Genomic DNA, 21,352 nt, shown 5'->3' with positions numbered 1-21,352 from the left:
AAGATGAGGCTTCCACTGAGGCGCATCAATGGCGGCAACGGAGGAACGCCCGTCGAGGCGAGCGCCGCCGGGGCGCGGCTCGATCCCACGCCCGCGACGAGCGGACACACGCCAACGCGCCATGTCTATCAAGGGCACAAGCTCGAGCGGGCGCGCACGATAGACGATCTTCGCGCAATGGCGCATCGTCGGCTGCCCGATTTCGCGGCCGAATATCTCGAGGGAGGCGCCGAAGAGGAGGCGACGCTCGCGCGCAATCTTGCGGCGCTCGCCAGCTTCCGACTGCTTCCCCGCGCTTTGGTCGACGTGTCGCAAAGGGATCAGAGCGTTTCCCTGTTCGGGCGCAAGTCGCGGCTTCCATTCGCGATTGCGCCCACGGGACTGAACGGCCTGTTCTACAGGAAGGCGGACGTCCTGCTGGCGAAGGCTGCGGCAAAGGCTGGCGTTCCGTTCATACAGAGCACCATGTCGAACGATCGCATGGAGGAAGTCGCTGCGGTGCCCAATCTCAGGCATTGGTGGCAACTCTATGTGTTCGGCGAGACGAAGATACGCGAGGCGCTGATAGCGCGCGCCGAAAAGGCGGGCTGCGAAGCCCTCGTTGTCACCGTCGACGCGCAGTTCTACGGCGACCGGGAGTGGGAGCAGCGCCGTTTCACCCATCCGGGCCGGCTGACGATCGGCTCGATCCTCGAAACCGTTCTGCATCCCCGCTGGATCGCAACGACATTGAGCGCAGGCATGCCCTGCTTCGCCAACGCCATCGACTTCATCCCCGAGGACCGCCGAGGCTTCTTCGACAGCGCTTTCTGGATCCGGGCGAATATGGAACATGCACTCGACTGGGAGGAGATGGCGCGCCTGCGCAGGCTTTGGCCGCGCAAATTTCTCATCAAAGGGCTTCTCAACCTCGAAGATGTCGACAAGGCCGCTCGGGTCGGAGCCGACGGCGTCGTCCTGTCCAACCATGGCGGGCGGCAGCTCGACTGGACGATTGCGGGGCTCGATGTCCTGCCGGAGGCGCGGCGGCGCGTAGGCAACAGGCTGACGCTGATCGTCGACGGGGGCGTTCGTCGCGGCACGGATGTCTTGAAGATGCTTGCGCTCGGCGCGGACGCGGTGCTGCTCGGCCGCGCGACGCTTTACGGCCTCGCGGCGGCGGGTGAGAAGGGCGTGCAAAGAGCGATCGACATTCTGCGCGAGGAAATCGACCGCGACCTCGGTCTCCTCGGCGCGCGCGCCGTGAAGGATCTGGGATCCTCTTTCCTGGCCCGCTAAATTTCTCCCGCCGCCGCCAGGCGCGAAATCCGTTCCGCCGCCCGGCACGCCAGGGCCTGTATCGTGAGCGATGGGTTGACGCCGCCGCAGGTCGGAAAGAGTGATCCGTCGCAAATCCAGAGATTGGGGATGTCCCAGCTGCGTCCATCGGCGTCGACGACGCTTTCGCGCGGATCGTCGCCCATGCGACACGTTCCAAGCAGATGGCTCGTGTCCTTGTAATTGACCCATATGTCATGGCCGCCGGCGGCGTCGAGCACGTCGCTCATGAAGCGGACGGCGTGCCGCTGGAGGCGCTTGTCGTTTTCCGAGTATGAGAACAAGACTTTTGGAATACGCAGGCCGAATTGATCCGTCTCATTCGCAAGCTCCACGCGATTTTCGCGACGAGGCTCGGTCTCTGCTACAGGAACGAAGCCTGCCATGTGGTTATATTTCCACATCTCCTCCCGCAGCGCCTGGCCCCACAGGCCGCGCGACGTGGCGAGCGTTTGCGCCCATGCCATTGGCAGCGGTCCCTGGCTCATGAACGCATAGCCGCCGACGAAGTCCTTTCCTTCATCGGCATAATTCCAGTGCTCCGTCACGGCCATGTTGGGCGGGCCTTTGTACCAGCGGATTTCCTCATCGAATGTCGCCCAGGCGCCAGGCCCGGCATGAGTCGTCAAGTGCGTTCCGACAAGGCCGGAACTATTGGCGAGACCATCGGAGAAAAGGGCGCATGCCGAGTTCAGGAGAAGACGCGGCGTCTCGATCGCATAGCCCGCGACGACGACATTGCGCGCCCGCTGAAAGCGCCAGACTCCTTCACGGAAATAGAGCACGCCAGCAACGCGCCCGCGCGAATCAATTTCGATCCGCCCCGCCATGGCGAGATCACGCACCTCCGCGCCCGCTCGAAGCGCGCGCGGGATCCAGACAGTCAGCGCGCTTTGCTTCGCATTGGTCGAGCAGCCATAATTGCAGAAGCCGCGATAGACGCAGGGCGGGGACTTGCCGCGCGGAGCCGAGACGGTGGCCAACGGGGTCGCCGCCCATTCAACGCCGAGCTTCTCGGCGCCTCGCGCAAGCACGAGCCCTGCGGCGTTCACTTCATGAGGCCTGTAAGGGTAGCGGCGACGCGGCGGACCCCAGGGATAGTTGACGGGGCCAGCGACCTTCAGCGCCTCTTCGGCTTCCTCGTAATAGGGCGCGATCTCCTCATATGAAATCGGCCAGTCGAAACCGTAGTCGAGCTTGCTGCGCGACTTGAACCATTCGGGTCGGAAACGAAGGGCTATCATGCTGAAATGCACGGTCGAGCCGCCGACGCCGCGGCCGGAATTATTGCCGCCGAGCGAAATCGGATCGTTTCCGCCGACGATCCGGTCGTCCGTCCAGTAGAGAATCTGTTGCGCGAGTTCGTCGGATGCGAAATCGTCGAGCGGACGCCAGAATGGTCCGGCATCCAGAATGACGATCGAAAACCCCTTTTCGGCGAGCCGGCAGCCGAGCGTGGCGCCGCCGGCGCCGGCGCCGACAATCAGGAAATCGACTTCATCGGTTTGCGCATATTCGCGCATCGACTCCCAGCCCCCCGGCGTGAAGACATCGGGCGCCCTTCCTCCCTTCGCGCGCGGTTCGGAAAAATTCACTTCCATTCCTTTGCCTCCCAGGGATCGCGCGCGTCGAACCCCAGGCGGACATAGCCGCGCGGGCTCGCAGGTCCGCCAAAGCCGATGTCGCTCCACGCAGACGGGTGCGTATAGACCAGACCGGCGATGGTCTTGAGCAGCGTGTCCGTGAAGAAATCGCCTGGATCCAGACCGCCCCACAGCGCGCGCTCGCCCTCGCCGTTTTGAATGACGCGGATCGTGATGTCCCTTGCCGATGTCTCCAGGGCCACGAAGGGCGCAGAGAAGAGGCGCCGTGCTTCGGCGTCTATGGCGGCCAGCCCCAACCGCCACCTCTCCTGCAACGGCGGCGCGCCGTCTTTCCGGAAGCCCTCGCCAAGATTGAGGTCGAGCCGCTGATCGATCCATCGCGCGATCAACTCGGGCGAGAGGCCGGGCGCGGCGGGCGCGAGGCGTCGCACCAGGGCTTCAACCAGGCCAAATTCTTCTTGCGAGAAAAAGCGCATGGGCGGAACGTCGCGCAAGCGCCTCGACACCGCCTCGCGCGTGCGGTCGTCGAACGACGGCGAATTCCATTTGGCGAGAACATCATAGCCTGCGTATGGCGCCCTCGCGTCAGACCTCGCTTTGTCGAGCTTCATGCGCATCCTTTTCGATCAGCGACAGCGCCGACAGACCCACGAGGGAGAGCGCCGAGAAACTCGGCGGCGCGGGCAGGGGCGGACCGTCGATCAGGTTCTGACTCCAGTTGCGCCAGCCGCCCATGGCGCGAGAAACCCCATAGGCGTGAAAGCCGGCGCCGATCAGCCCGAGAGCCGCCGTCGCCCATAGCCAGGCTCTTGTGAACGGATGCTTCTCCGATTGCCGCGACAGCGAGGCTTTCGCCATGAGTACGGAAGCGACCGGCGGAAGGCTGACAGGGGCCCACATGAAGGGGTTTTGAAACGCGCCTCTGAAATGCAGCAGCGCCGCCTCCGCCACCGTTCCCGCGAGTGTAAAGCTCGTGAAAGCGGCAAGCGCGCGGCCGGCGGAAAACCACAATAGTCGCGCCGGCGCGCGCGTCTCGTCCGCGAGCTGCTCGGCGGCGAGGCCCGTCAGCCCCGACACGGATAGCGCCGCGGGCGCGCCAACGGGCGCGCCATAGAAGAGATTGAGCCAGCTCAACCCGCCGGGCCGCTTGAAGATGTTGTAGAGGTGAAAGCCGAGCCCCAGAATCCCGATCCCGCCGGATAGCATAAAACTTCTGCGACGGAATTCGCGCGCCCCGAGCGATCCGACTACGACGCCTTCAGTTCCGGCAGCGAGCGCCAGGGCAGAGCTGATCAAAGGCGCATACATGCCGGGGTTTTCAAAAGAACCACGAAAATGCTCCATGGCGCTGTCGGCGAGCACCGAGGCGGCCAGCAAAGCGGCGGAGCCGTGCAGCTCGCGTGTCGCTGCCGTTGGCCGGCTGATGTCGCCGACCGGCGCCCGATAAAGCGCAAGACAGGACCGCAACGCTCTCGCACCGACCAACCCCAGAACGAAAGCGCCAATGAGCCTGGGGGCCGGTTTCGCCGTCATTCTTTGTGGCCGGGTAACAGAGAGGCGGCGAGCTGCCTTGCGGCGCCGGCGATCAACCTGCCCTCCTCGGGGTCCCCCTTTATCAGCGTCGCTGCGAAATTCCGCGCCTGTTCGAAAGAAATATGCGCCGGCAGAGGCGGCACCTCGGGGTCCGTCTTCACTTCGAGCACGACCGGCAGATTCGACGACAAGGCTTCGTCCCACGCCGCCGGGAGTCGCTCCGGGCGGTCGATGAAAATGCCCTTGAGCCCGATCAATTCCGCGAAGCGATGATAGGGAACGTCCGGGATGTTTTGCGTCGCCTCGAATTTCGGGTTTCCTTCCATCACCCGCTGTTCCCACGTAACCTGATTGAGATCCTGATTATTGAATACGCAGCAGATCCATTTCGGACTCTCCCAGTCCCGCCAGTATTTCGCGACGGTAATGAGCTCCGCCATATTGTTCATTTGCATGGCGCCGTCGCCGACAAGCGCGATCACGGGCCTTCCGGGATGGGCGAATTTGGCGGCAATTGCATAGGGGACAGCCGCACCCATGGATGCAAGCCCCCCGGAGAGAGAGCACATCATCTCACCACGGATCTTCAGATCGCGCGCATACCAGTTTGCGCAGGAGCCGGAGTCGCACGTGATTATCGCATCCTCCGGAAGGCGCGGCGAGAGATCCCAGGTTACCCTTTGCGGATTGATCGGGTCTGCGTGCGCCAGGGCGCGACTCTCTAGCACATCCCACCAATCGACGACATTTTTCTCGATACGCTCACGCCAGCGCGCGTCTGTCTTTTCCTCGAGACGCGGCAATAGCTCCCGCAATGTCGCGGCCGCGTCGCCATGAAGATTGACCTCCATGGGGTAACGCATGCTGAGCATCGATGCGTCGACATCGATCTGAACGCCGCGTGCCTGCCCCTCTTGCGGAAGGAACTCCGAGTACGGAAAGCCGGAGCCCACCATCAGCAGCGTGTCGCATTCCATCATCATGTCATAACTTGGCTTGGTGCCGAGAAGGCCGATCGAACCGGTCACCCAGGGCAAGGTGTCGGGCGCGGCCGCCTTTCCGAGAAGCGCCTTTGCAACGCCAGCCTTCAGCGTTTCAGCAACGGCAATGATCTCCTCCCGGGCTCCGAGCGCACCCGCGCCAATGAGCATGGCGACCTTTTCGCCCTCGTTCAGCACATCCGCGGCGCGCCGCAAGTCGGCATCGCAGGGAATAACGAGAGGAGCCGAATAGCCCACGCCCGTGGTCACGGCCCCGTGCTTGCGAGGCGGTTCTTCATAGTCTAGATCCTGCAAATCACCCGGCAACACGATGACCGAAACGGCGCTTTGCGCCTTGGCGATACGTATCGCTCGATCGACGAGCATTCTTACCTGCGACGGAACCTCGGCCTCCTGCACAAAAGCCGCAACATCGGAAAACATACGATCAAGATTGAGCTCCTGCTGATAATGCGCGCCCCTCGCGGTCCGCGGAGCCTGACCAGCGATCGCAAGGACCGGCATGTGATCGCATTTGGCGTCGTATAATCCGGTTATGAGATGGGAGGCGCCCGGACCTCCAGTTGAAAGGCAGACCCCTAGCTCACCTGAGAATTTTGCATGCGCCGAGGCCATAAAGGCCGCCATTTCCTCGTGACGCACCTGAACGAACTCTATCTTGTCTTTGGCTCGCTGCAGAGACCCGAGAACCCCGTTGATGCCGTCGCCCGGATAACCGAAGATACGGCGCACGCCCCATTCGTGGAGCCTGTGGACAAAGAAATCGCCAACAGTCTTGCTCATTGCGCCCACGCTTTTCAAAGTGAAGATGGCGATTGTTTACGCATCTTCTTTTGTCGCAATAACAGGCGTCATTGTCCCGAGTTCCGGACGGCCTCTACGGTCCCCCGGCGGAATTTCGTTTCGGGCGCATGCGGCGCTGTCCATCTCCCAAGAACCTTTTCGAGCGCCTTTGCGTTATTTGCCAGCAAGCGCGGAATCGCCACCGACGCGTGACAAACCGGAGGATGTACGATGATTTCGGTCGAGACATTTTATCTGACCGCCCTACTCAGCGCCTTCATCGGACTGATCGCTCTTTTCGCACTTCCTCAACCACCGGCACATTTGGCGAGAACAGGGGGATTCCTGGGAAGGCTAATCGTAATCACGGCGGTAATATCCGTCGCCTCCTTCTTTTTCTATGCGTTGAGTCCGCGCATCGCCGCCCGGCAGGTCTACGGGCAAGCCTACGGGCCCGTAGACTCAGGCTTTCTTCGCATTCAGCAAAGCTAGAGAGCGCCAGACATCCACCGCATCTGTTGCGTTCTACCGATCAACCATTGCCTGGGTGTCTGTCTGCTCTACCTGCCTTTGGTCCCGCTGAGAGGTGAAGCCGCATGGTGGTCGCGCTGGTCATGGTCCTCGTCGTCGTCGGATCGCTTCTATTTCATTTCCTGAGCCCGTGGCGCGCCACGCCGATTGCGTCGAACTGGGGATTCATCGATGATACGATGACGCTGACCTTCTGGATCACGGGCATAGGCTTCGTCGCCGTCGTCCTGTTCATGTCTTATTGTATTTATCGCTTCGAAAGTCGGACCGGCCGGCTCGGCACCTACGAACCGGAAAACCGACGGCTCGAGCTTCTGCTTGGCGGCGTCACCACCTTAGCGGTCATCGTTCTACTCGCACCGGGGCTGCTGGTCTGGGGTCGATACATAACGCCACCCCAAGGCGCGATACAGCTCGAGGCTGTCGGCGTTCAATGGAGCTGGAGCTTCAGACTGCCGGGCAAGGACAAGCAATTCGGCGCGACCGATGTACGTTACATAGACGGCGAGAACGCGCTTGGCGTCAGCCCCGCAGATCCGCGCGGCCGTGATGACATTATCATCACAAACGGAGAAATTCACGTGCCGCTTGGCGAGCCAGTCAAAGTCCTCTTGCGCTCAGTCGATGTTCTCCACGATTTCTATGTTCCAGAGATCCGCGCAAAAATGGATCTCGTTCCAGGGATGGAGACCTATTTCTGGTTCACCCCCACAAAACTCGGCCAATATGAAATCTTGTGCGTCGCATATTGTGGGATCGGACACCCTCAGATGAGAGGCACGCTCGTCGTCGACTCCGAGGATAACTATCGCGCCTGGGCAGATAAGCAGCAGACATTCTCATACCTCCACAGAAGCCAACACAACCAGACAGCGCGAGCTTCGAGCCCTTGACCCTTAGCTCGTGAAATATTTTGACACGCACCAGGAGGCCTGTTTGATGAGCGATGTTTCGGTAGAGGAAGGCGGCGCTGTTCCACCGCAGGAAGTCGAAGACGTCGAACTCTATCACCCGACGACATGGCTGACGAAATACGTCTTCTCGCAGGATGCCAAGGTGATCGCTATTCAATACGCCTGCACGGCGATCGCCATCGGCCTCGTGGCGCTGGTGCTGTCGTGGATCATTCGAATACAGCTCGCCTTCCCCGGAGCTATCCATTTCATCGACGCAAACGTCTATTATCAATCGGTTACCATGCATGGCATGATCATGGTCGTTTACATGCTCACCGCCATTTTTCTCGGAGGCTTTGGAAATTATCTCATCCCCCTGATGGTCGGCGCCCGAGATATGGTTTTTCCTTTCGTCAACATGCTGAGCTATTGGGCCTATTTGCTTGCAACTGTTGTGCTCGCAGCAAGCTACTTTGTGCCCGGAGGCCCGACAGGAGCAGGCTGGACGCTTTACCCGCCCCAATCCATCCTCACCGGAACCCCCGGTCATGAGTGGGGCATCATACTCATGCTCGTTTCACTGATCATATTCATCATCGGCTTCACCATGGGCGGTCTCAACTACGTCGTGACCGTTTTGCAAGGACGCACGCGCGGCATGACATTGATGCGCATGCCGCTCACCGTCTGGGGCATTTTCACTGCGGCAGTGATGGCTCTTCTCGCGTTTCCAGGGCTATTTGTCGCCTGTGTGATGCTGCTGCTCGATCGCACCCTGGGAACGAGCTTTTTCGTGCCGTCGATCGTTGAGATGGGAGAGCGCCGGAACTACAGCGGCGGTAGCCCCATCCTGTTTCAACACCTGTTCTGGTTCTTCGGCCACCCGGAGGTTTACATCGTCGCGCTTCCGGCCTTTGGAATGGTTTCGGATCTCATCAGCGTCCATGCAAGAAAGAACATTTTCGGCTATCGGATGATGGTTTGGGCGATCCTGGCAATAGGCGTCCTCAGTATGGTGGTATGGGGTCACCATATGTATGTCAGTGGAATGGACCCGATCTTCGGATTCTTTTTCGCAATCACCACGCTTGCCATAGCTGTGCCCACCGCCATCAAGGTCTACAACTGGGTTCTCACTCTCTGGCGAAGCAACTTGCACTTGACAACGCCAATGCTTTTCGCGCTCGGCTTTCTGGTCACATTCGTCAATGGCGGCATAACCGGACTCTATCTGGGTAATGTGATCGTGGATGTGCCTCTCTCGGGGACGCTCTTCGTAGTGGCGCATTTCCATATGGTCATGGGGATAGCGCCTATTCTCGTGATTTTTGGCGCAATCTATCACTGGTTCCCGAAGATAACCGGGCGGATGTTGGACGAGCGCCTTGGAAAAATCCATTTCTGGATCACATTCCTCGGCGCTTACGCCGTTTTTTTTCCAATGCACTACCTTGGTTTGGTAGGAGTTCCCAGACGTTTCTACGAAATCGGCGATACGGCCTTCGTGCCCCACTCTGTGGTTGGCCTCAATATTTTCATAACTACAATGGCGCTTATCGTTGGTTTTTCGCAGGCAATCTTCTTTTATAATGTCTTTCGCAGCATAAGACATGGCCCCCATGCCGGCGGAAATCCCTGGAGAGCAGCCTCGCTCGAATGGCAAACACCTGAGACGCCGCCGGGTCACGGCAATTGGGGCGAAGAGCTCCCAATCGTCTATCGCTGGCCGTACGCCTATAGCGTTCCAGGAGCGCCAGACGATTTCCTGCCTCAAAATGCTCCCCCGCTAGACGAAGAAGATGCGACATGAGTATCATGGGACCGATCTTCCTGCTATACGCTTCAATAGCATTTTTATGGCTGTGGCGCGAAGGAATTGCACACGCCCCTTGGGTGCAGGAAGGAGAGGTCCTAACTTCTCACAGGCGCAGTGGACGTACTGGAGCGGGAAAGACTGGGCTCATTGTATTTCTTGCCGTCGCGCTATGCCTTTTCTCCTTGATGTGCGCCGCTTTTTTCATGCGCATGGAAGAACCCGATTGGCAATTGCCCCCGACGCCACTCATATTATGGACAAACACTCTCTCCCTCATCGTCAGCTCTGCTGCCCTGCAAATCGCATATTCTGCGGCAAGGCGTGGCCAGATCGCGCGCACCAGAGCCTTTCTTGTGGCTTGTATGCTCGCGAGCCTCGTCTTCCTGCTCGGGCAGATCTGGGCCTGGCGCGAACTCGTATCTCGAGGCTTGTACGCTTCCGAAAATCCCGCTAACGCCTTCTTCTTTTTATTGACAGGCGCACACGGTCTGCACTTCATCGGCGGCTTTGTCGCGCTCGTCGGCGTAACAGGGCCCACGCTTCACCGTATCGAGAGTGAGATAATGACTGCGCGCCTCGGTCTCTGCGCCATCTACTGGCACTTTCTTTTAGTCGTCTGGCTTCTGTTATTCATGCTCATTTCCGGTTTTACGGATAACGTCGGCGTCATATGCCGCCGCCTGCTCTACTGAAACCACGAGAAGAGGCCGCCATGAATTCTCCCTTCCAGAGCTCGCAGATCGGCGGAGTCCGGCCAAGTGGCCTGCCAGGTCTCCTAGCAGACTGGTCCTCGGATCAGCGCGCGTTCAAGAGCGCATCCTGGGGAAAGGGCATGATGTGGATTTTTCTTGTCAGCGACACATTCATCTTCAGCTGTTTCCTTATCTCCTACATGACTGTACGGATGTCGACGACAGTCCCATGGCCAAACACGAGCGAGCTATTCTCTCTGGACATCGCAGGAAGAAGCATACCCCTCATACTCATCGCCATCATGACATTCGACCTTATTACTAGCTCTGGCACAATGGCGATGGCGGTCAATTTTGCCTACGCGCGCAAGCGAAAGACAGCGGCCGCGTTGATGTTTGTGACCGCCTTTTTCGGCGCAGCATTTGTAGGGATGCAGGCCTTTGAATGGACCAAACTTATCCATGAGGGCGTTAGGCCGTGGAGCAATCCTTTTGGCGCATCCCAGTTCGGAGCCTGCTTCTTTATGATCACCGGCTTCCATGGCTTTCACGTCTCTGTGGGCGTCGTTTTTCTGCTGATTCTCGCGGCCGCTGTCTGGCGTGGGGACTACGAGACTGGCAAACGTGGCTTCTTCACGAGCCGACGAGGGCGTTACGAAATTGTCGAGATCATGGGTCTTTACTGGCACTTCGTCGACCTCGTTTGGGTGTTCATTTTTGCATTTTTCTACCTCTGGTAAGGATATGGCCATGACCCCGGATGCCGAATACAGAAACAACTTAGCGGCTCGAGCCATAAAGAATCCGCTGGCGTCTGATCAGCGGCAAGCTCATATCCCAGCCGACAAGCATGGTGAACAGCACCCGATTGCGCTCTATCTACTCGTGTGGGTGCTGCTGTTTTTTCTGAGCGCCTGCTCCTATATGGTCGATTACCTCGACTTCCACGGCCCCCTTCGGTGGGGACTTATTGTGCTCTTTATGTTGCTGAAGGCGGGTCTTATTGTCGCCGTGTTCATGCATATGGCCTGGGAACGCCTTGCACTTGTCAGCGCAATCCTCATTCCACCTCTTGCCGTCCTGGTCTTCGCCGGCACTATGGCGTTCGAGGGGGACTATACGAATATCACCAGACTTTTTTTCTTCGGTTTTGGTTAGCTATGGAAAGAGTCTGTCAACGCAAGACAATTACGGAACAATTTGCGTGTCGAACGATTGCGCTCGCGTTCGAGCCGATCAAAAATCGCTCCATCTCGGGTCGGTGAGAACAGAGCAAAACGACATCGCTTCCCCAGCTTTCAGCTTCGCTCAAAACCTTCTGGTAAACGGGACCGAAGAGGAGAGACGTTGAAATCCGCTCGGGCGCCCGGTCGATATCAGCGGCAATCGACGCCAATTCGTCCTCTAGGCCACGTCGAACCGACTCGTCGAAATCTTCGGGGACGTAGTCAAGGAAAGGCAAAGGAACAAGAGACTGGACATTTACCAGCCTTATATCTGCATCAAAAGCTTTTGCAAGAGCCTCCGCGTAACGGACAGCGTAGTTGCTCATCTGAGGCTCTGACAGATCGAGTGGAACGAGAATTTTTGAAAACATGGCGAACGTCCATAACTGATCAGCTTTGTTAGGAACTCCAATCAGAAGCATCTGTTCCGAATTTCGTAGAGCATTCTAAAGAACCCTTGTCATTTTATGTCGGCGACGACGATAGCGATGTCATCGCTCAGCTGCACTTGGCCGCAAAACTTCTTCACGTCGCGCAGGAGAGCCTTCATGACGCCTTCCGGCCCGAGCGATCTGTTGTTTCGGAAACTCTCACACAACCGATCTAGCCCGAAGAACTCCCCCGACGCGTCTTGCGCCTCAGTTACGCCGTCCGTATAGAAGAGAAGCTTGTCGCCCGGTTCAAGTCGCGCGATTTTTTCTTCGAAAGTGACAGACCGCTTGGCGCCGATCACGAGACCCTCTCCATCCAGTTGAGCACATTCGCAGCTCCCTGCGTGTAAGAGCAAGGCTGGATTGTGCCCCCCGTTTGCATATTTGAGCTTGAGCGTTTCCGGTTCGAATCGGCAGCAAAACATAGTAATGAATAGTTCGGCCTTGGTAAGATCATCGTGCAACAGTTCGTTCAGGTCGTGCAGAATCTCACTCGGATGTGCGCTCGCACTCTGCCGACACCGCGCGCGTACCATGCTCCTGACCTCCGTCATAATCAAAGCCGCTCCGACATTGTGTCCTGAGACATCTGCTATGACGAGATCCGCGCCGTCTGCATTCTCAAAATAATCAAAATAATCTCCTCCGACATGAGTCGCCGGAAGACAAAAACCTGCTACCTCTGCCCGCCGCATTCTCAGTGGACGACTTGGAAGCAAAGAGAGCTGGATTTGCTTAGCAATTTCCAAGTCGCGGCGATTCTGTTCGGCTCGCCGCCTTTCTGTCACGTCCGTCTGAACGCTCACATAATGCGTGATCAATCCAGATTCGTCCGGTACTGGGGAAATCAGTATTTCATTCCAAAATAGCTCGCCGTTCTTGCGTCGATTCTGCAACGTGATTTCATAGCTTTGTCCGCCTGTGAGGATGCGACGGAACTGGGGGAATGCCTTCGAATCGGCGCCGGGTCCATACAATAGCTGAACCCCTGCCTTGAGTAACTCATCGCGCGAATACCCGGTGATATCTGAAAGCGCGGGGTTCACGTAAATATTCGGATGTTTAGGATCCCGAGCGTCAGATATGACGACTCCAACCCGGACTGCCTCCATCGCTCTGTTTCGCACACGGAGAGCGTCTTCGAAATTTTTCTGCGCAGTTATATCGCGATCGACTCCACGCCATTTTACAAGTCCTCCCTGCTGGTCAAATATGGGAGCGCCTGTCGACTCCGTGTAAACGGACGCGCCGTCGCGGCGACGATAGCAGTTGATCACCCGATGGAATGGCTGCGCAGGCATTTTCGTTGTATCTAGACCGGATTTATCCGCAAATAACTCAAGGTAGGTCTTTCCTATGAGCGCCTCGGGATCAATACCAAGTATATCGCGCACAGCATCGCTGCTATAGATATAACGTCCATTGGCGTCCTGCTCCCAAAGCCACTCGCCGACCATCTCTGCAACCTTGCGAAAGCGTTCCTCGCTGAGAGCGAGAGCTTCCTTGTCGTGCCGTTGCTCGGTCACGTCCTGCTGGAGCGCAAGGTAGTGAACAATATCCCCGTCGGCGTTTCTAAGAGGCGTAATTATCTCGAAAGCCCAGTAATTCTCGCCATTTTTCTTGCGGTCCTGAATTTCACCTCGCCACTCTCCACCTTCTCCTATGGTCGCCCAAAGGCGTTCATACTGATTTGTGGGTGTTTCAGATCGCAAAAGGCGAGGATTTTTCCCGATCAACTCATCCTCGGCATAGCCGGTTAGTCCAACAAAACGACTATTGACATATTCTATACGGCCATCTCTGTCTGTGATCATGACCGCGACGGGGCTTTGCTCCACGGCTGCGGACAGCATCCATAGTCGTCCCTCGACGATCTTCGCGCGCGTCAGGTCATGGGTGACCCCGACAAAATAGCGGCGTCCTTGCAGCCAAACTTCTCCAACAGATAGATACATGGGAAAGATCGATCCGTCTTTCCGCCTCCCAGAAACTTCTCGCCCGATGCCGATTATCCTGGGAATTCCACTCTGGCGATAGGCTGCAAGGTAAGCATCATGATTTTCCTGATACGGAGACGGCATGAGACATTTCACATTTTCGCCAATGACCTCCTCGGCTCTAAAGCCGAACAACCTCTCCGCGCCGGCGCTGAAGAGCTGAACTGTTCCCTTTTCATCAATGAGGACAAGTCCGTCCGCCATTCCCCCGAAGATTGCTTCGAGCTTTATTTTCATGTCTTCCAGATCGGCGTTCATGCCTTCCGGACGATTCTCCGGACGTAGCTTTATCAATATCCCAGACGCAGCGTTAGGGCCGAGTCGACGGGCAAAGCAAAGGGCGTCAAATTCCTTATTGTCTCTGAGCTCGAGGCGTATGCCTATCCATTGCCGGTCGGGCGCGTGTTTCCACAGGTGAGTGTTATCACTCGCATCGGCTGATATTTGCAGCTTTCCCGGAAATGGTCGCCCGAGCAGATCGATCTCTTGATACCCTGTCATCTTCTCCGCAAGTTCGTTCATCGCCTGGACTCGCCCGTCTGCGTCCAGAACGCAAGCTCCGTCGCTGCTTGCCTCAAGAAGCAGGTGAACAAGCGACTTTTCCGCCAAGCTCAACTCTTAGCTCCAGATGAATCGCCTTGGAAAGTTTGGGTTTCGATGGCTTCGATGAAGCCCTCGAGCTCAATTACGAACAAAGCAATCGGGGCGACAATTTTTGGGGTCGCTTCAATGACTTCTCGCCGCAACCGCCCAAGGCGAGCAAGATGCGGACTTGCCACAACACTTTCGAAAAAGATTCGCGGATCGTCGAAGTTGATTTGCAGCATCATCGCTGTGATCTTCGCTGTGGCCGCTCGGAGGCGCTGTTCGATCTCCTGTTGCAAGAGGGCCTCCCATGTATCTCGGGGATTCGTTTGAGCTGTAAGCCTACCAAGCTCGCTAAGCCCAAGATGCTTCGCAACTGCGTCAAAGGCTCGAGCGACTACAACGATATTTTTGCCGGAACCGCGCGCCAGATCGACCATAAACGGAAACGCCCGCATTTGTCCCTCGAAAAGTTCCTTAAATCGCCCGCCCCCCTCGTGAATGGCAGCTTCGACAATCTGGGGGAACTCCGTGAAATATTCTCGCAGATACCTCTGCCACTCTCCAACGATCTGCTTGCTTGGCTCCAATCTGCGCCCACGCTGAAGCGCCCATCGACACAGGTATGCTAGAATTTCTTCAACTTGCTGAAGATATTCATAGCTTTGCTCTATGGCCATCCTGTTTTCTGAATTACGTACGGCCTGCCGCCACTTATCCGCCTCCATAATCTCATCGAAAGCCAGGTAGGTTTTCACGGCGTCGATCAACACATGGGGCGCAGCTATTTCATCGAACAGCAGGAATCGGGTGCCTGCTCGGTCTATGATCTTATTGGAGATGACGGTTAGCGCGATCTCTTTGGCGAGCGGGTGATGCAGGATTTCGTCCAGGAAGCAGGATCGCATTGATATTGGAAAATATTGGATGAGACAGTTTTTGACCCATTCCGGCTCGAGTATATGCGGCTCGTCCAGAAGCGCGCGTTTCATCGATAATTTCGCATTGGCCATCAGCAGAGCCAGCTCTGGCCTCGTGAGACCGCTCTCGGTCCTCGAGAGAATATCCTTGCGAGATGGAAATGCGTCGTTCTCCCGGTTTAGAATACCTGCGGCCTCGAAGCGGTCAGCGATGTTCATAAAGCTCTCGACATCAATCGAGGCGCGTCGCTGATCGAGTGACAAACACAGGCTCTGGTTATAACTATCCTCCAGAACGGCGGCACATACGTCTTTGGTCATGTCCGCCAGCAGCCGGCGCGCCTGCTCCGTCGTGAGGCTCGTTGAGCGTAGAGACGATTGATGCAGAGCAATCTTAAGGTTCACTTCGTGATCGGAGAGATCTACGCCAGCTGAGTTGTCGACCGCATCGCTGTTGATTTTCCCTCCCTTCAGCGAGTATTCGACGCGCCCGCGACGCGTGAAGGCAAGGTTGGCGCCCTCTCCAACCACTTTTGCACGCAGCTGATTGGCGTTGACGCGCGCACCGTCGTTCGCCCTGTCGCCGACGCTTTCGTCTGTTTCGAAACTCGCTTTGACATAAGTCCCTATTCCACCCATCCAGAGGAGATCGACTGGCGCCGTGAGCAGCAGCCGGATCAACGCCTCCCCGTCAATCAAGCGGTTCCGCGCCTGCAGCAGTGACCGGGCCTGGGGACTGAGTTCGATGTCCTTTTCATCTCGCCGATACACTCCGCCGCCTTGGGAGATCGTCTCCTTATCATAGTCCTGCCAGCTCGAACGGGGCATTTGAAAAAGGCGCCGCCGCTCGGCGTAGGAGATCGCAGGATCCGGCTCTGGATCGATGAAAATGTGGTCGCCGCTGAATGCGCCGACCAACCGGATATTATTCGATTCGAGCATGCCGTTACCGAAAACGTCGCCATCCATGGAACCCACGCCGACGACGGTGATTGGCTCCTTTTCAAGGTCGTGGTCGAGTTCGCGGAAATGACGGCGCACGCAGACCCAAGCTCCCCGCGCTGTGATGCCCAGACGCTTATGATGGAAGCCGTTCGACCCGCCGGTGGCAAAGGCATCCCCAAGCCAGAAGCAGTGCGACTCCGATAATTGATTTGCGAGATCGGACCATGTCGCCGTGCCTTTGTCCGCCGCGACAACGAGATAGGGATCGTAATCGTCATAGGCGACCACGCCGGGAGCGCGATCCCCGCCAGTGGTTTGGGGATTATCTGTCAGTGTAAGAAGAGAATTTATGAAGTCGCGATAAGCCTCTCTCCCCTTGGCCTCCCGCTCCAGAGAATCGGAGCCGGACTGCTTGATGACAAATCCGCCTTTGGCGCCTTGCGGCACAATCAACGCATTCTTGATCATCTGCGTCTGCATCAGATCGAGTATTTCTGTGCGCAGGTCATGCGCACGGTCGGACCAGCGAATGCCCCCGCGAGCCACCTTGGCGCCGCGCAGGTGCACGCCTTCCAGCAAGGGAGAATGCACATAGATTTCGATGGCAGGTTTCGGCGTCGGCGCACTGATCACTCCCATGCTGTCGATCTTGAGCGCGATCGTGTTTCTATGCGAGCTCTTGTCTTCCAAATAGAAATTGGTTCGAAGGGTAGCATCAATGATGTTGAAGAGATCACGAAGGATGCGATCGTCGCTGACGTCAGATACTGTGTCGAAAGCATCAGAAATGCGTTGGCGAATTTCAGCGAGAGCGTCGAGCGAACGCTCTTCTGTATCGTCGGGGCGAAAGCGAGCTTCGAAATAAGAGAACAGAATTTTGGTGACGGCCGTCTCACTGAGGAGCGCCTGGTACAGACGGGATCGACCGAAGCGTCCGCCAAGCTGCAAATAATAGTTGCAGTAAGCGCGCAAGAGATCGACGTCTCTCCAGCCAAACCCTACGCGAACGATGAGCTGGTTGAGAGAGTCGTCCTCTACGTCTCCATGCAGAAGCGCGACGAATGCAGCGAGAACGCTTTTCTTGTTGGTGGGCGGCGAGTTTTCTACGGAAAAAATCACGCGGAAACTACGCAGGAATCGTGGCTCTCCCTTTACGGCGATTATAAACTGCATCTGATCGAGAACAATCAAGCCCAAATTGTGCAAGAGCGGTATGAGTCTGTCCAGAGGATGCATTTGCAGACTGCAAATTCGGAAGTCATAAGCTCTTGATTGGCTTGCCACAATGCGGTCTCTCGTCAAATCGGCGGCGTCGCCTGTATCTGTTGCGAGGCTCAGCAACAGCAGATCTCGCGCGGCGCGGTGAGTGGAAGTGGCGTCGTGGTAATGGAGTGGAAACTGCACATCTGTGAGACGCGGAGGATCGGCGGCGATGCGCAACCGTTGCGCCGCTCGTCTCAGAAATTTGCGAAAATAGGCTTCCCGATCCATTCGGAACGCTTCCCCTCGCCGCCCAGCGGGGCTTTCATTTCAGCGTCTTGCGCATTTCGAGGACGTTGCCCTCTTCGCTCATGCGATAGGCGACCGAGTCCATGAGGTTTCTGATGAAAAATATTCCGCGTCCGCGTTCACTGAGCTGATCAAGGTCCGGCGTGGGCAGGTTCGAAATGTCAAAACCCTGCCCATGGTCATAGACCTCGATCCGTAGCTCCCTGTCCTCGATCGACAGACAGACTTTCACGGTGTTGTCCGGCCGTTTGTCGCCGCCGTATTCAATAGCGTTGGCGACTGCCTCGGTGAGGACGAGGTTGAGGTGATAGGCGAGCGTATCCGGGTCGTAGTCTTTCGTCTCGAGTTCTTTGGCAATCTGTTCCGCAATGTTGCCGATCAATCGCAAATAGCGCGTCTGATTTGGAACGACGATGTCAACGTTCATGCTCGTCTCGGACATTGGGGACCGCTACGTGACAATGGGAGAGCCGCTGCTGATTGCTTCCTGCAAGCGCGGATAGATCTCAAAAACGCGGTTCAGCCGGGTAAGCTCGAACATGGAGCGCACACGTGGCTGCAGGCCGGAAAGAATGAATGCTCCCGACCGCTGGTTCGCATTCTTGTAGCCCGAAAGGAGCGCGCCCAAGCCCGAGCTGTCGATGAATTTGACGTCGCTGAGATCGACGACGAGGCGACGGCCGCCTTCCTCCAGGATACGCAGGATGCGGTCTTTCAGCTCGTTTGAATTATGCGCGTCGAGGCGTTCTTCCTTTACGGCGATGACAACCTGGCCGCTCTGCGTCTGGGTTTCGATGTGCATGACGGGGCCGATCGAAGCCGATTGGTTTGATTGCAGGGTAAGCGTTTAGCTAGAACGCTCTCCGGCGACGTCAATGCGGGCGCGATCTACAGGCCGGGACTGCGCGCATGCGCGGGCCATCATCTCTCAGCCATTCGCCTCTTCGCCTGTCCGCGTCGGGAGCGCCCAATCTGTCGGCGGGCGAGCAAGTCTCCGCACCATCGGCGGAAGCTCGGAGGGAGCTCAAGGGTGATTTCGAGGCGGACTGGCGCATTGACCAGCTGTCGGGGGTGAACTTTGCCGTTCGATCGGGGTAGAATGAGAATGGATCCATTCGCACTCACCCGCTTGACACATGAATTCAACACGTTTTCTGGACTGTGACGAAATCAGGAGAAGGCTCGACGCGCGGCTTGGTCCCGTGCATGCGAGACAGCGCATCGGGATTGAAAGAGAGCATGAGGCCCAGGCCTTCGGGCAGGGTCTGACCCTGCTCCACATGGAGAATCTGCCTTTCTCCAACGCGATCATCGAGGCCGTTCTGCGCCTGAGCGGCATGTACTGGATTGGCCGGCACAACGCCGGCAAGGTCCGCGTCCTGACGCACGACGTCGTGGCCGACTGCCTTCCCGATCGTTTCGATGGCTACACAATTCTCCACCTGACCGATCTCCATTGCGACATGAACTCTCGCGCCATGGCCAATATGACGCGTCTGATCGAAGCGCTCGATTACGATCTTTGTGTCTGGACGGGAGACTATCGCGGCCAGACCTTCGGGGATTTTCGGCCCTGCCTCAAAGGATTGGCCCGCATTCGCGAGGCAATCAGGACCGATGTCTATGCCGTGCTCGGCAATCACGACACCATTTTGATGACGCCGGACATGGAGCAGATGGGCGTCAAGCTTTTGCTCAACGAGCAGGCTATACTCGAACACGAGGGCCAGAGAATTTATCTTGCCGGCGTAGATGACGCTCACTTTTTTCGCGTCGACAATATCGAGAAGGCGGCGGCGGATATTCCGGAAAGTTGTTTTTCCATCCTGCTGTCACACACGCCGGAGATCTACAGGCAGGCGGCGCATGCCGGCTTCAAGCTCATGCTCTGCGGGCATACGCACGGCGGTCAAATTTGCCTTCCAGGAGGCATTCCGGTGACGCTGGACGCCGCCATTCCCCGGCGCATGGGCCGCGGCGCCTGGGAATTCTGTGGCATGGCCGGCTACACGAGCGTCGGCGCCGGCTCATCGATCGTGCCCGTCCGTTTCAATTGCCCGCCGGAGATAACATTGCACCGTCTCTTGCGCGCTGAAACGTCGCCCGCTCAATAGGGTCGATCCTTGATCTTGAGCGCAAAGAGCAGGCGCGAGCCGACGAGCTCCGCAATGAAGAAAAGGACGACGACGACCAGAACATCCAAGATCGAAAGCCCCATCGCCCAGGCGGCGAACAGAGCGGGCAGAATGGCTTCCGGTATCTGGTCGACGCCGAGCATCTGGTCGCTGGGGGCTGCCCCGCAGCGCCGTTTGGCGAAACTCGAAAGAAGATCTCCGGCCATGGAGAGCGCCGCGACGATCGCGCCAAAGACCCAGCTCAGCCGCGCCAGTTCAGCCGCCGCCATCGTGGCCAGAAGGCTGGTGGCCACGCCGCGATAGGTCTTTGAGGAACCGAAGAGCGCGCGTCCGTCCGAGAGGCGCGCGGAGCCGTCGATCGGCCAATCGAAGCGGCCGCCAATGAGCCACTTCGCCAGAACCGGCGCGCCATTGGCGACGCCCAGAAGAAACAGCACCTGCCCGATGGCGATGAGATTCATGCGAGGCTCTCCGAAAGGATCACGCTCCCAGCCTGGCGGGCGCCGGGCTCCGTGAAGACGGCGCCTACGGGGAGGCCCCGGCAGGTTACGGCTTTCTTGGGCGCGCGACCCAGCTTGCCTGAGCGGGCTTGGTGAAATCGAGCTCCCAGTTGAACCGGCTGAGGACGTTGTAGCCCAGCACGACGGACGCCCGAGGGCCAATCGCTTCGCGCAGGGCGCCGAAATCATAAGCGAGCGCATAGACCCCGTGCAAAACATGTCCGTCTCCAAGATCGAGCGTCCTGATCTTGTAGAGCCGCGACACAAGGCCGCCGCCGCTGGCCTCGCTTGCTCTGGTCTTCCCTTTGACGGGTGTGAAGAGGGCTTTATGATGATCGATGAAACGCTGATCGACGGCGGATATCTCGGCGCCGGTATCGAGCAGGCCGAGAGTTGTCGCGCTTCCGATCCGTAACGGGATCCCGAGAAGGCGCTTTTCTGGCCCCAGCGGCTGGAAGGGGACCGGCCGCCAGTCGGGCCGTGTATCGCTGAAAAAGACCATTTGGCTGTGATCGAAATCCAGCGTGAACCGGGCTCCCTTGAAGAAATCGAGTCCGAGAAGGTCGTCGCCATCGCTCGCGGCGCAGCGCGTGACCTCATATCCGGCTCTGCCGACGTTGTTCCCCTGCGTGGCCGCCAGCTCGACGTTTTTCGCTTCCACGTCGTCGCAGCGGGTCACCCTACCGAAAGCGCCTGTCGAATCGCTTTGACCCAGGACCGGCAAATCCTTATTCCAGGGCGCAAGTGTAATACGGCTGGTCGAGGCGCCGGTATCGAGCCGCATTTTGCCCATGACATTACCGAAGCGGACTGGGACATAGATGCGGCCACCGTCATACCCCCCTGACGCGAGCGTCATCGTGACGGTCGAAGGACTGCCAGCGCCGTGCGCAAGGGATGGGGCCGCAAAGATAAAGAGGAGAAAGGCGAG

Annotated in this window: 19 protein-coding genes; 8 read left to right on the top strand and 11 right to left on the bottom strand. The window is 57.9% G+C overall.

Annotation, left to right across the window (positions count from 1 at the left end):
- Positions 1–3: 3 nt before the first annotated feature.
- Positions 4–1,278, top strand: coding sequence for an alpha-hydroxy acid oxidase (locus WOC76_RS03525; RefSeq protein WP_341103852.1), 1,275 nt, complete (start codon positions 4–6; stop codon positions 1,276–1,278).
- On the opposite strand, the gene WOC76_RS03520 is transcribed toward WOC76_RS03525, so the two are convergent.
- The 4 genes from WOC76_RS03520 to WOC76_RS03505 are packed head-to-tail and all read right to left on the bottom strand — an operon-like array spanning position 1,275 to position 6,238.
- Entirely contained in the window at positions 1,275–2,918 is a 1,644-nt protein-coding gene (locus WOC76_RS03520; protein WP_341389648.1) for a GMC family oxidoreductase, read from the bottom strand. The two genes, WOC76_RS03525 and WOC76_RS03520, sit on opposite strands and share 4 nt — an antisense overlap.
- A complete protein-coding gene (locus WOC76_RS03515) occupies positions 2,909–3,532 on the bottom strand; it encodes a gluconate 2-dehydrogenase subunit 3 family protein (RefSeq protein ID WP_341103853.1) in 624 nt (207 codons plus the stop codon). Before WOC76_RS03515 ends, WOC76_RS03520 begins: the two co-directional genes overlap by 10 nt.
- Entirely contained in the window at positions 3,507–4,454 is a 948-nt protein-coding gene (locus WOC76_RS03510) for a hypothetical protein (protein WP_341103855.1), read from the bottom strand. The genes WOC76_RS03515 and WOC76_RS03510 overlap by 26 nt, the downstream gene beginning before the upstream one ends.
- On the bottom strand, positions 4,451–6,238 hold the full coding sequence (locus WOC76_RS03505; RefSeq protein WP_341389645.1) for a thiamine pyrophosphate-requiring protein: 1,788 nt from the start codon (positions 6,236–6,238) through the stop codon (positions 4,451–4,453). The genes WOC76_RS03510 and WOC76_RS03505 overlap by 4 nt, the downstream gene beginning before the upstream one ends.
- A 231-nt stretch (positions 6,239–6,469) precedes the next feature.
- Between WOC76_RS03505 and WOC76_RS03500 the strand changes: the two genes are divergently transcribed.
- From WOC76_RS03500 to WOC76_RS03475, 6 genes are all read left to right on the top strand, one after another.
- On the top strand, positions 6,470–6,730 hold the full coding sequence (locus WOC76_RS03500) for a hypothetical protein (RefSeq protein WP_341103856.1): 261 nt from the start codon (positions 6,470–6,472) through the stop codon (positions 6,728–6,730).
- 104 nt (positions 6,731–6,834) lie between these two features.
- Entirely contained in the window at positions 6,835–7,662 is an 828-nt protein-coding gene (locus WOC76_RS03495) for a cytochrome c oxidase subunit II (protein WP_341103858.1), read from the top strand.
- Positions 7,663–7,708: 46 nt separating this feature from the next.
- A complete protein-coding gene (locus WOC76_RS03490; RefSeq protein ID WP_341103860.1) occupies positions 7,709–9,475 on the top strand; it encodes a cytochrome c oxidase subunit I in 1,767 nt (588 codons plus the stop codon).
- Positions 9,472–10,173, top strand: a complete 702-nt coding sequence (locus WOC76_RS03485) for a cytochrome c oxidase subunit 3 (RefSeq protein ID WP_341389642.1) — start codon at positions 9,472–9,474, stop codon at positions 10,171–10,173. Before WOC76_RS03490 ends, WOC76_RS03485 begins: the two co-directional genes overlap by 4 nt.
- 20 nt (positions 10,174–10,193) lie before the next feature.
- Complete coding sequence (locus WOC76_RS03480) at positions 10,194–10,913, top strand: heme-copper oxidase subunit III family protein (protein WP_341103862.1); 720 nt, start codon at positions 10,194–10,196, stop codon at positions 10,911–10,913.
- Positions 10,914–10,923: 10 nt separating this feature from the next.
- Positions 10,924–11,331 carry a cytochrome C oxidase subunit IV family protein gene (locus WOC76_RS03475; protein ID WP_341431271.1) on the top strand — a complete coding sequence of 136 codons (408 nt, stop codon included), beginning with the start codon at positions 10,924–10,926 and terminating at the stop codon, positions 11,329–11,331.
- Positions 11,332–11,347: 16 nt separating this feature from the next.
- On the opposite strand, the gene WOC76_RS03470 is transcribed toward WOC76_RS03475, so the two are convergent.
- The 5 genes from WOC76_RS03470 to WOC76_RS03450 form a co-directional block, all read right to left on the bottom strand.
- Positions 11,348–11,770, bottom strand: a complete 423-nt coding sequence (locus tag WOC76_RS03470; RefSeq protein ID WP_341431546.1) for a universal stress protein — start codon at positions 11,768–11,770, stop codon at positions 11,348–11,350.
- A gap of 89 nt (positions 11,771–11,859) precedes the next feature.
- Positions 11,860–14,436 carry a PAS domain S-box protein gene (locus WOC76_RS03465; RefSeq protein WP_341103864.1) on the bottom strand — a complete coding sequence of 859 codons (2,577 nt, stop codon included), beginning with the start codon at positions 14,434–14,436 and terminating at the stop codon, positions 11,860–11,862.
- Between the two features lie 2 nt (positions 14,437–14,438).
- Positions 14,439–17,768, bottom strand: a complete 3,330-nt coding sequence (locus WOC76_RS03460; protein WP_341431270.1) for an NAD-glutamate dehydrogenase domain-containing protein — start codon at positions 17,766–17,768, stop codon at positions 14,439–14,441.
- A gap of 34 nt (positions 17,769–17,802) precedes the next feature.
- A complete protein-coding gene (locus WOC76_RS03455; protein WP_341103867.1) occupies positions 17,803–18,213 on the bottom strand; it encodes an ATP-binding protein in 411 nt (136 codons plus the stop codon).
- Between the two features lie 24 nt (positions 18,214–18,237).
- Positions 18,238–18,588, bottom strand: a complete 351-nt coding sequence (locus WOC76_RS03450) for an STAS domain-containing protein (RefSeq protein ID WP_341103868.1) — start codon at positions 18,586–18,588, stop codon at positions 18,238–18,240.
- Positions 18,589–18,922: 334 nt separating this feature from the next.
- On the opposite strand from WOC76_RS03450, the gene WOC76_RS03445 reads away from it, so the two are divergent.
- On the top strand, positions 18,923–19,900 hold the full coding sequence (locus tag WOC76_RS03445; protein WP_341103869.1) for a metallophosphoesterase: 978 nt from the start codon (positions 18,923–18,925) through the stop codon (positions 19,898–19,900).
- Here the strand turns inward: WOC76_RS03445 and WOC76_RS03440 are convergent.
- Together WOC76_RS03440 and WOC76_RS03435 are read right to left on the bottom strand one after the other, a co-directional pair.
- Entirely contained in the window at positions 19,894–20,382 is a 489-nt protein-coding gene (locus WOC76_RS03440) for a CDP-archaeol synthase (protein WP_341103870.1), read from the bottom strand. The two genes, WOC76_RS03445 and WOC76_RS03440, sit on opposite strands and share 7 nt — an antisense overlap.
- Before the next feature lie 85 nt (positions 20,383–20,467).
- Positions 20,468–21,280, bottom strand: a complete 813-nt coding sequence (locus WOC76_RS03435; protein WP_341431269.1) for an aspartyl protease family protein — start codon at positions 21,278–21,280, stop codon at positions 20,468–20,470.
- Positions 21,281–21,352: the final 72 nt, after the last annotated feature.

This window comes from Methylocystis sp. IM3, from assembly GCF_038070105.1.
Lineage (GTDB): Bacteria > Pseudomonadota > Alphaproteobacteria > Rhizobiales > Beijerinckiaceae > Methylocystis.
The sequence above is the reverse complement of the archived record's forward strand: the minus strand, read 5'-3'. Positions and strand labels throughout refer to the sequence as shown.

Coding starts and splice junctions, on each gene's coding strand:
- WOC76_RS03490 (WP_341103860.1), top strand. CDS start 7,709: ATGAGCGATGTTTCGGTAGAGGAAGGCGGCGCTGTTCCACCGCAGGAA.
- WOC76_RS03525 (WP_341103852.1), top strand. CDS start 4: ATGAGGCTTCCACTGAGGCGCATCAATGGCGGCAACGGAGGAACGCCC.
- WOC76_RS03435 (WP_341431269.1), bottom strand. CDS start 21,280: ATGACGCTCGCGTCAGGGGGGTATGACGGTGGCCGCATCTATGTCCCA.
- WOC76_RS03515 (WP_341103853.1), bottom strand. CDS start 3,532: ATGAAGCTCGACAAAGCGAGGTCTGACGCGAGGGCGCCATACGCAGGC.
- WOC76_RS03495 (WP_341103858.1), top strand. CDS start 6,835: ATGGTGGTCGCGCTGGTCATGGTCCTCGTCGTCGTCGGATCGCTTCTA.
- WOC76_RS03475 (WP_341431271.1), top strand. CDS start 10,924: ATGACCCCGGATGCCGAATACAGAAACAACTTAGCGGCTCGAGCCATA.
- WOC76_RS03510 (WP_341103855.1), bottom strand. CDS start 4,454: ATGACGGCGAAACCGGCCCCCAGGCTCATTGGCGCTTTCGTTCTGGGG.
- WOC76_RS03480 (WP_341103862.1), top strand. CDS start 10,194: ATGAATTCTCCCTTCCAGAGCTCGCAGATCGGCGGAGTCCGGCCAAGT.
- WOC76_RS03450 (WP_341103868.1), bottom strand. CDS start 18,588: ATGCACATCGAAACCCAGACGCAGAGCGGCCAGGTTGTCATCGCCGTA.
- WOC76_RS03440 (WP_341103870.1), bottom strand. CDS start 20,382: ATGAATCTCATCGCCATCGGGCAGGTGCTGTTTCTTCTGGGCGTCGCC.
- WOC76_RS03500 (WP_341103856.1), top strand. CDS start 6,470: ATGATTTCGGTCGAGACATTTTATCTGACCGCCCTACTCAGCGCCTTC.
- WOC76_RS03445 (WP_341103869.1), top strand. CDS start 18,923: ATGAATTCAACACGTTTTCTGGACTGTGACGAAATCAGGAGAAGGCTC.
- WOC76_RS03455 (WP_341103867.1), bottom strand. CDS start 18,213: ATGAACGTTGACATCGTCGTTCCAAATCAGACGCGCTATTTGCGATTG.
- WOC76_RS03485 (WP_341389642.1), top strand. CDS start 9,472: ATGAGTATCATGGGACCGATCTTCCTGCTATACGCTTCAATAGCATTT.
- WOC76_RS03460 (WP_341431270.1), bottom strand. CDS start 17,768: ATGGATCGGGAAGCCTATTTTCGCAAATTTCTGAGACGAGCGGCGCAA.
- WOC76_RS03505 (WP_341389645.1), bottom strand. CDS start 6,238: ATGAGCAAGACTGTTGGCGATTTCTTTGTCCACAGGCTCCACGAATGG.
- WOC76_RS03470 (WP_341431546.1), bottom strand. CDS start 11,770: ATGTTTTCAAAAATTCTCGTTCCACTCGATCTGTCAGAGCCTCAGATG.
- WOC76_RS03520 (WP_341389648.1), bottom strand. CDS start 2,918: ATGGAAGTGAATTTTTCCGAACCGCGCGCGAAGGGAGGAAGGGCGCCC.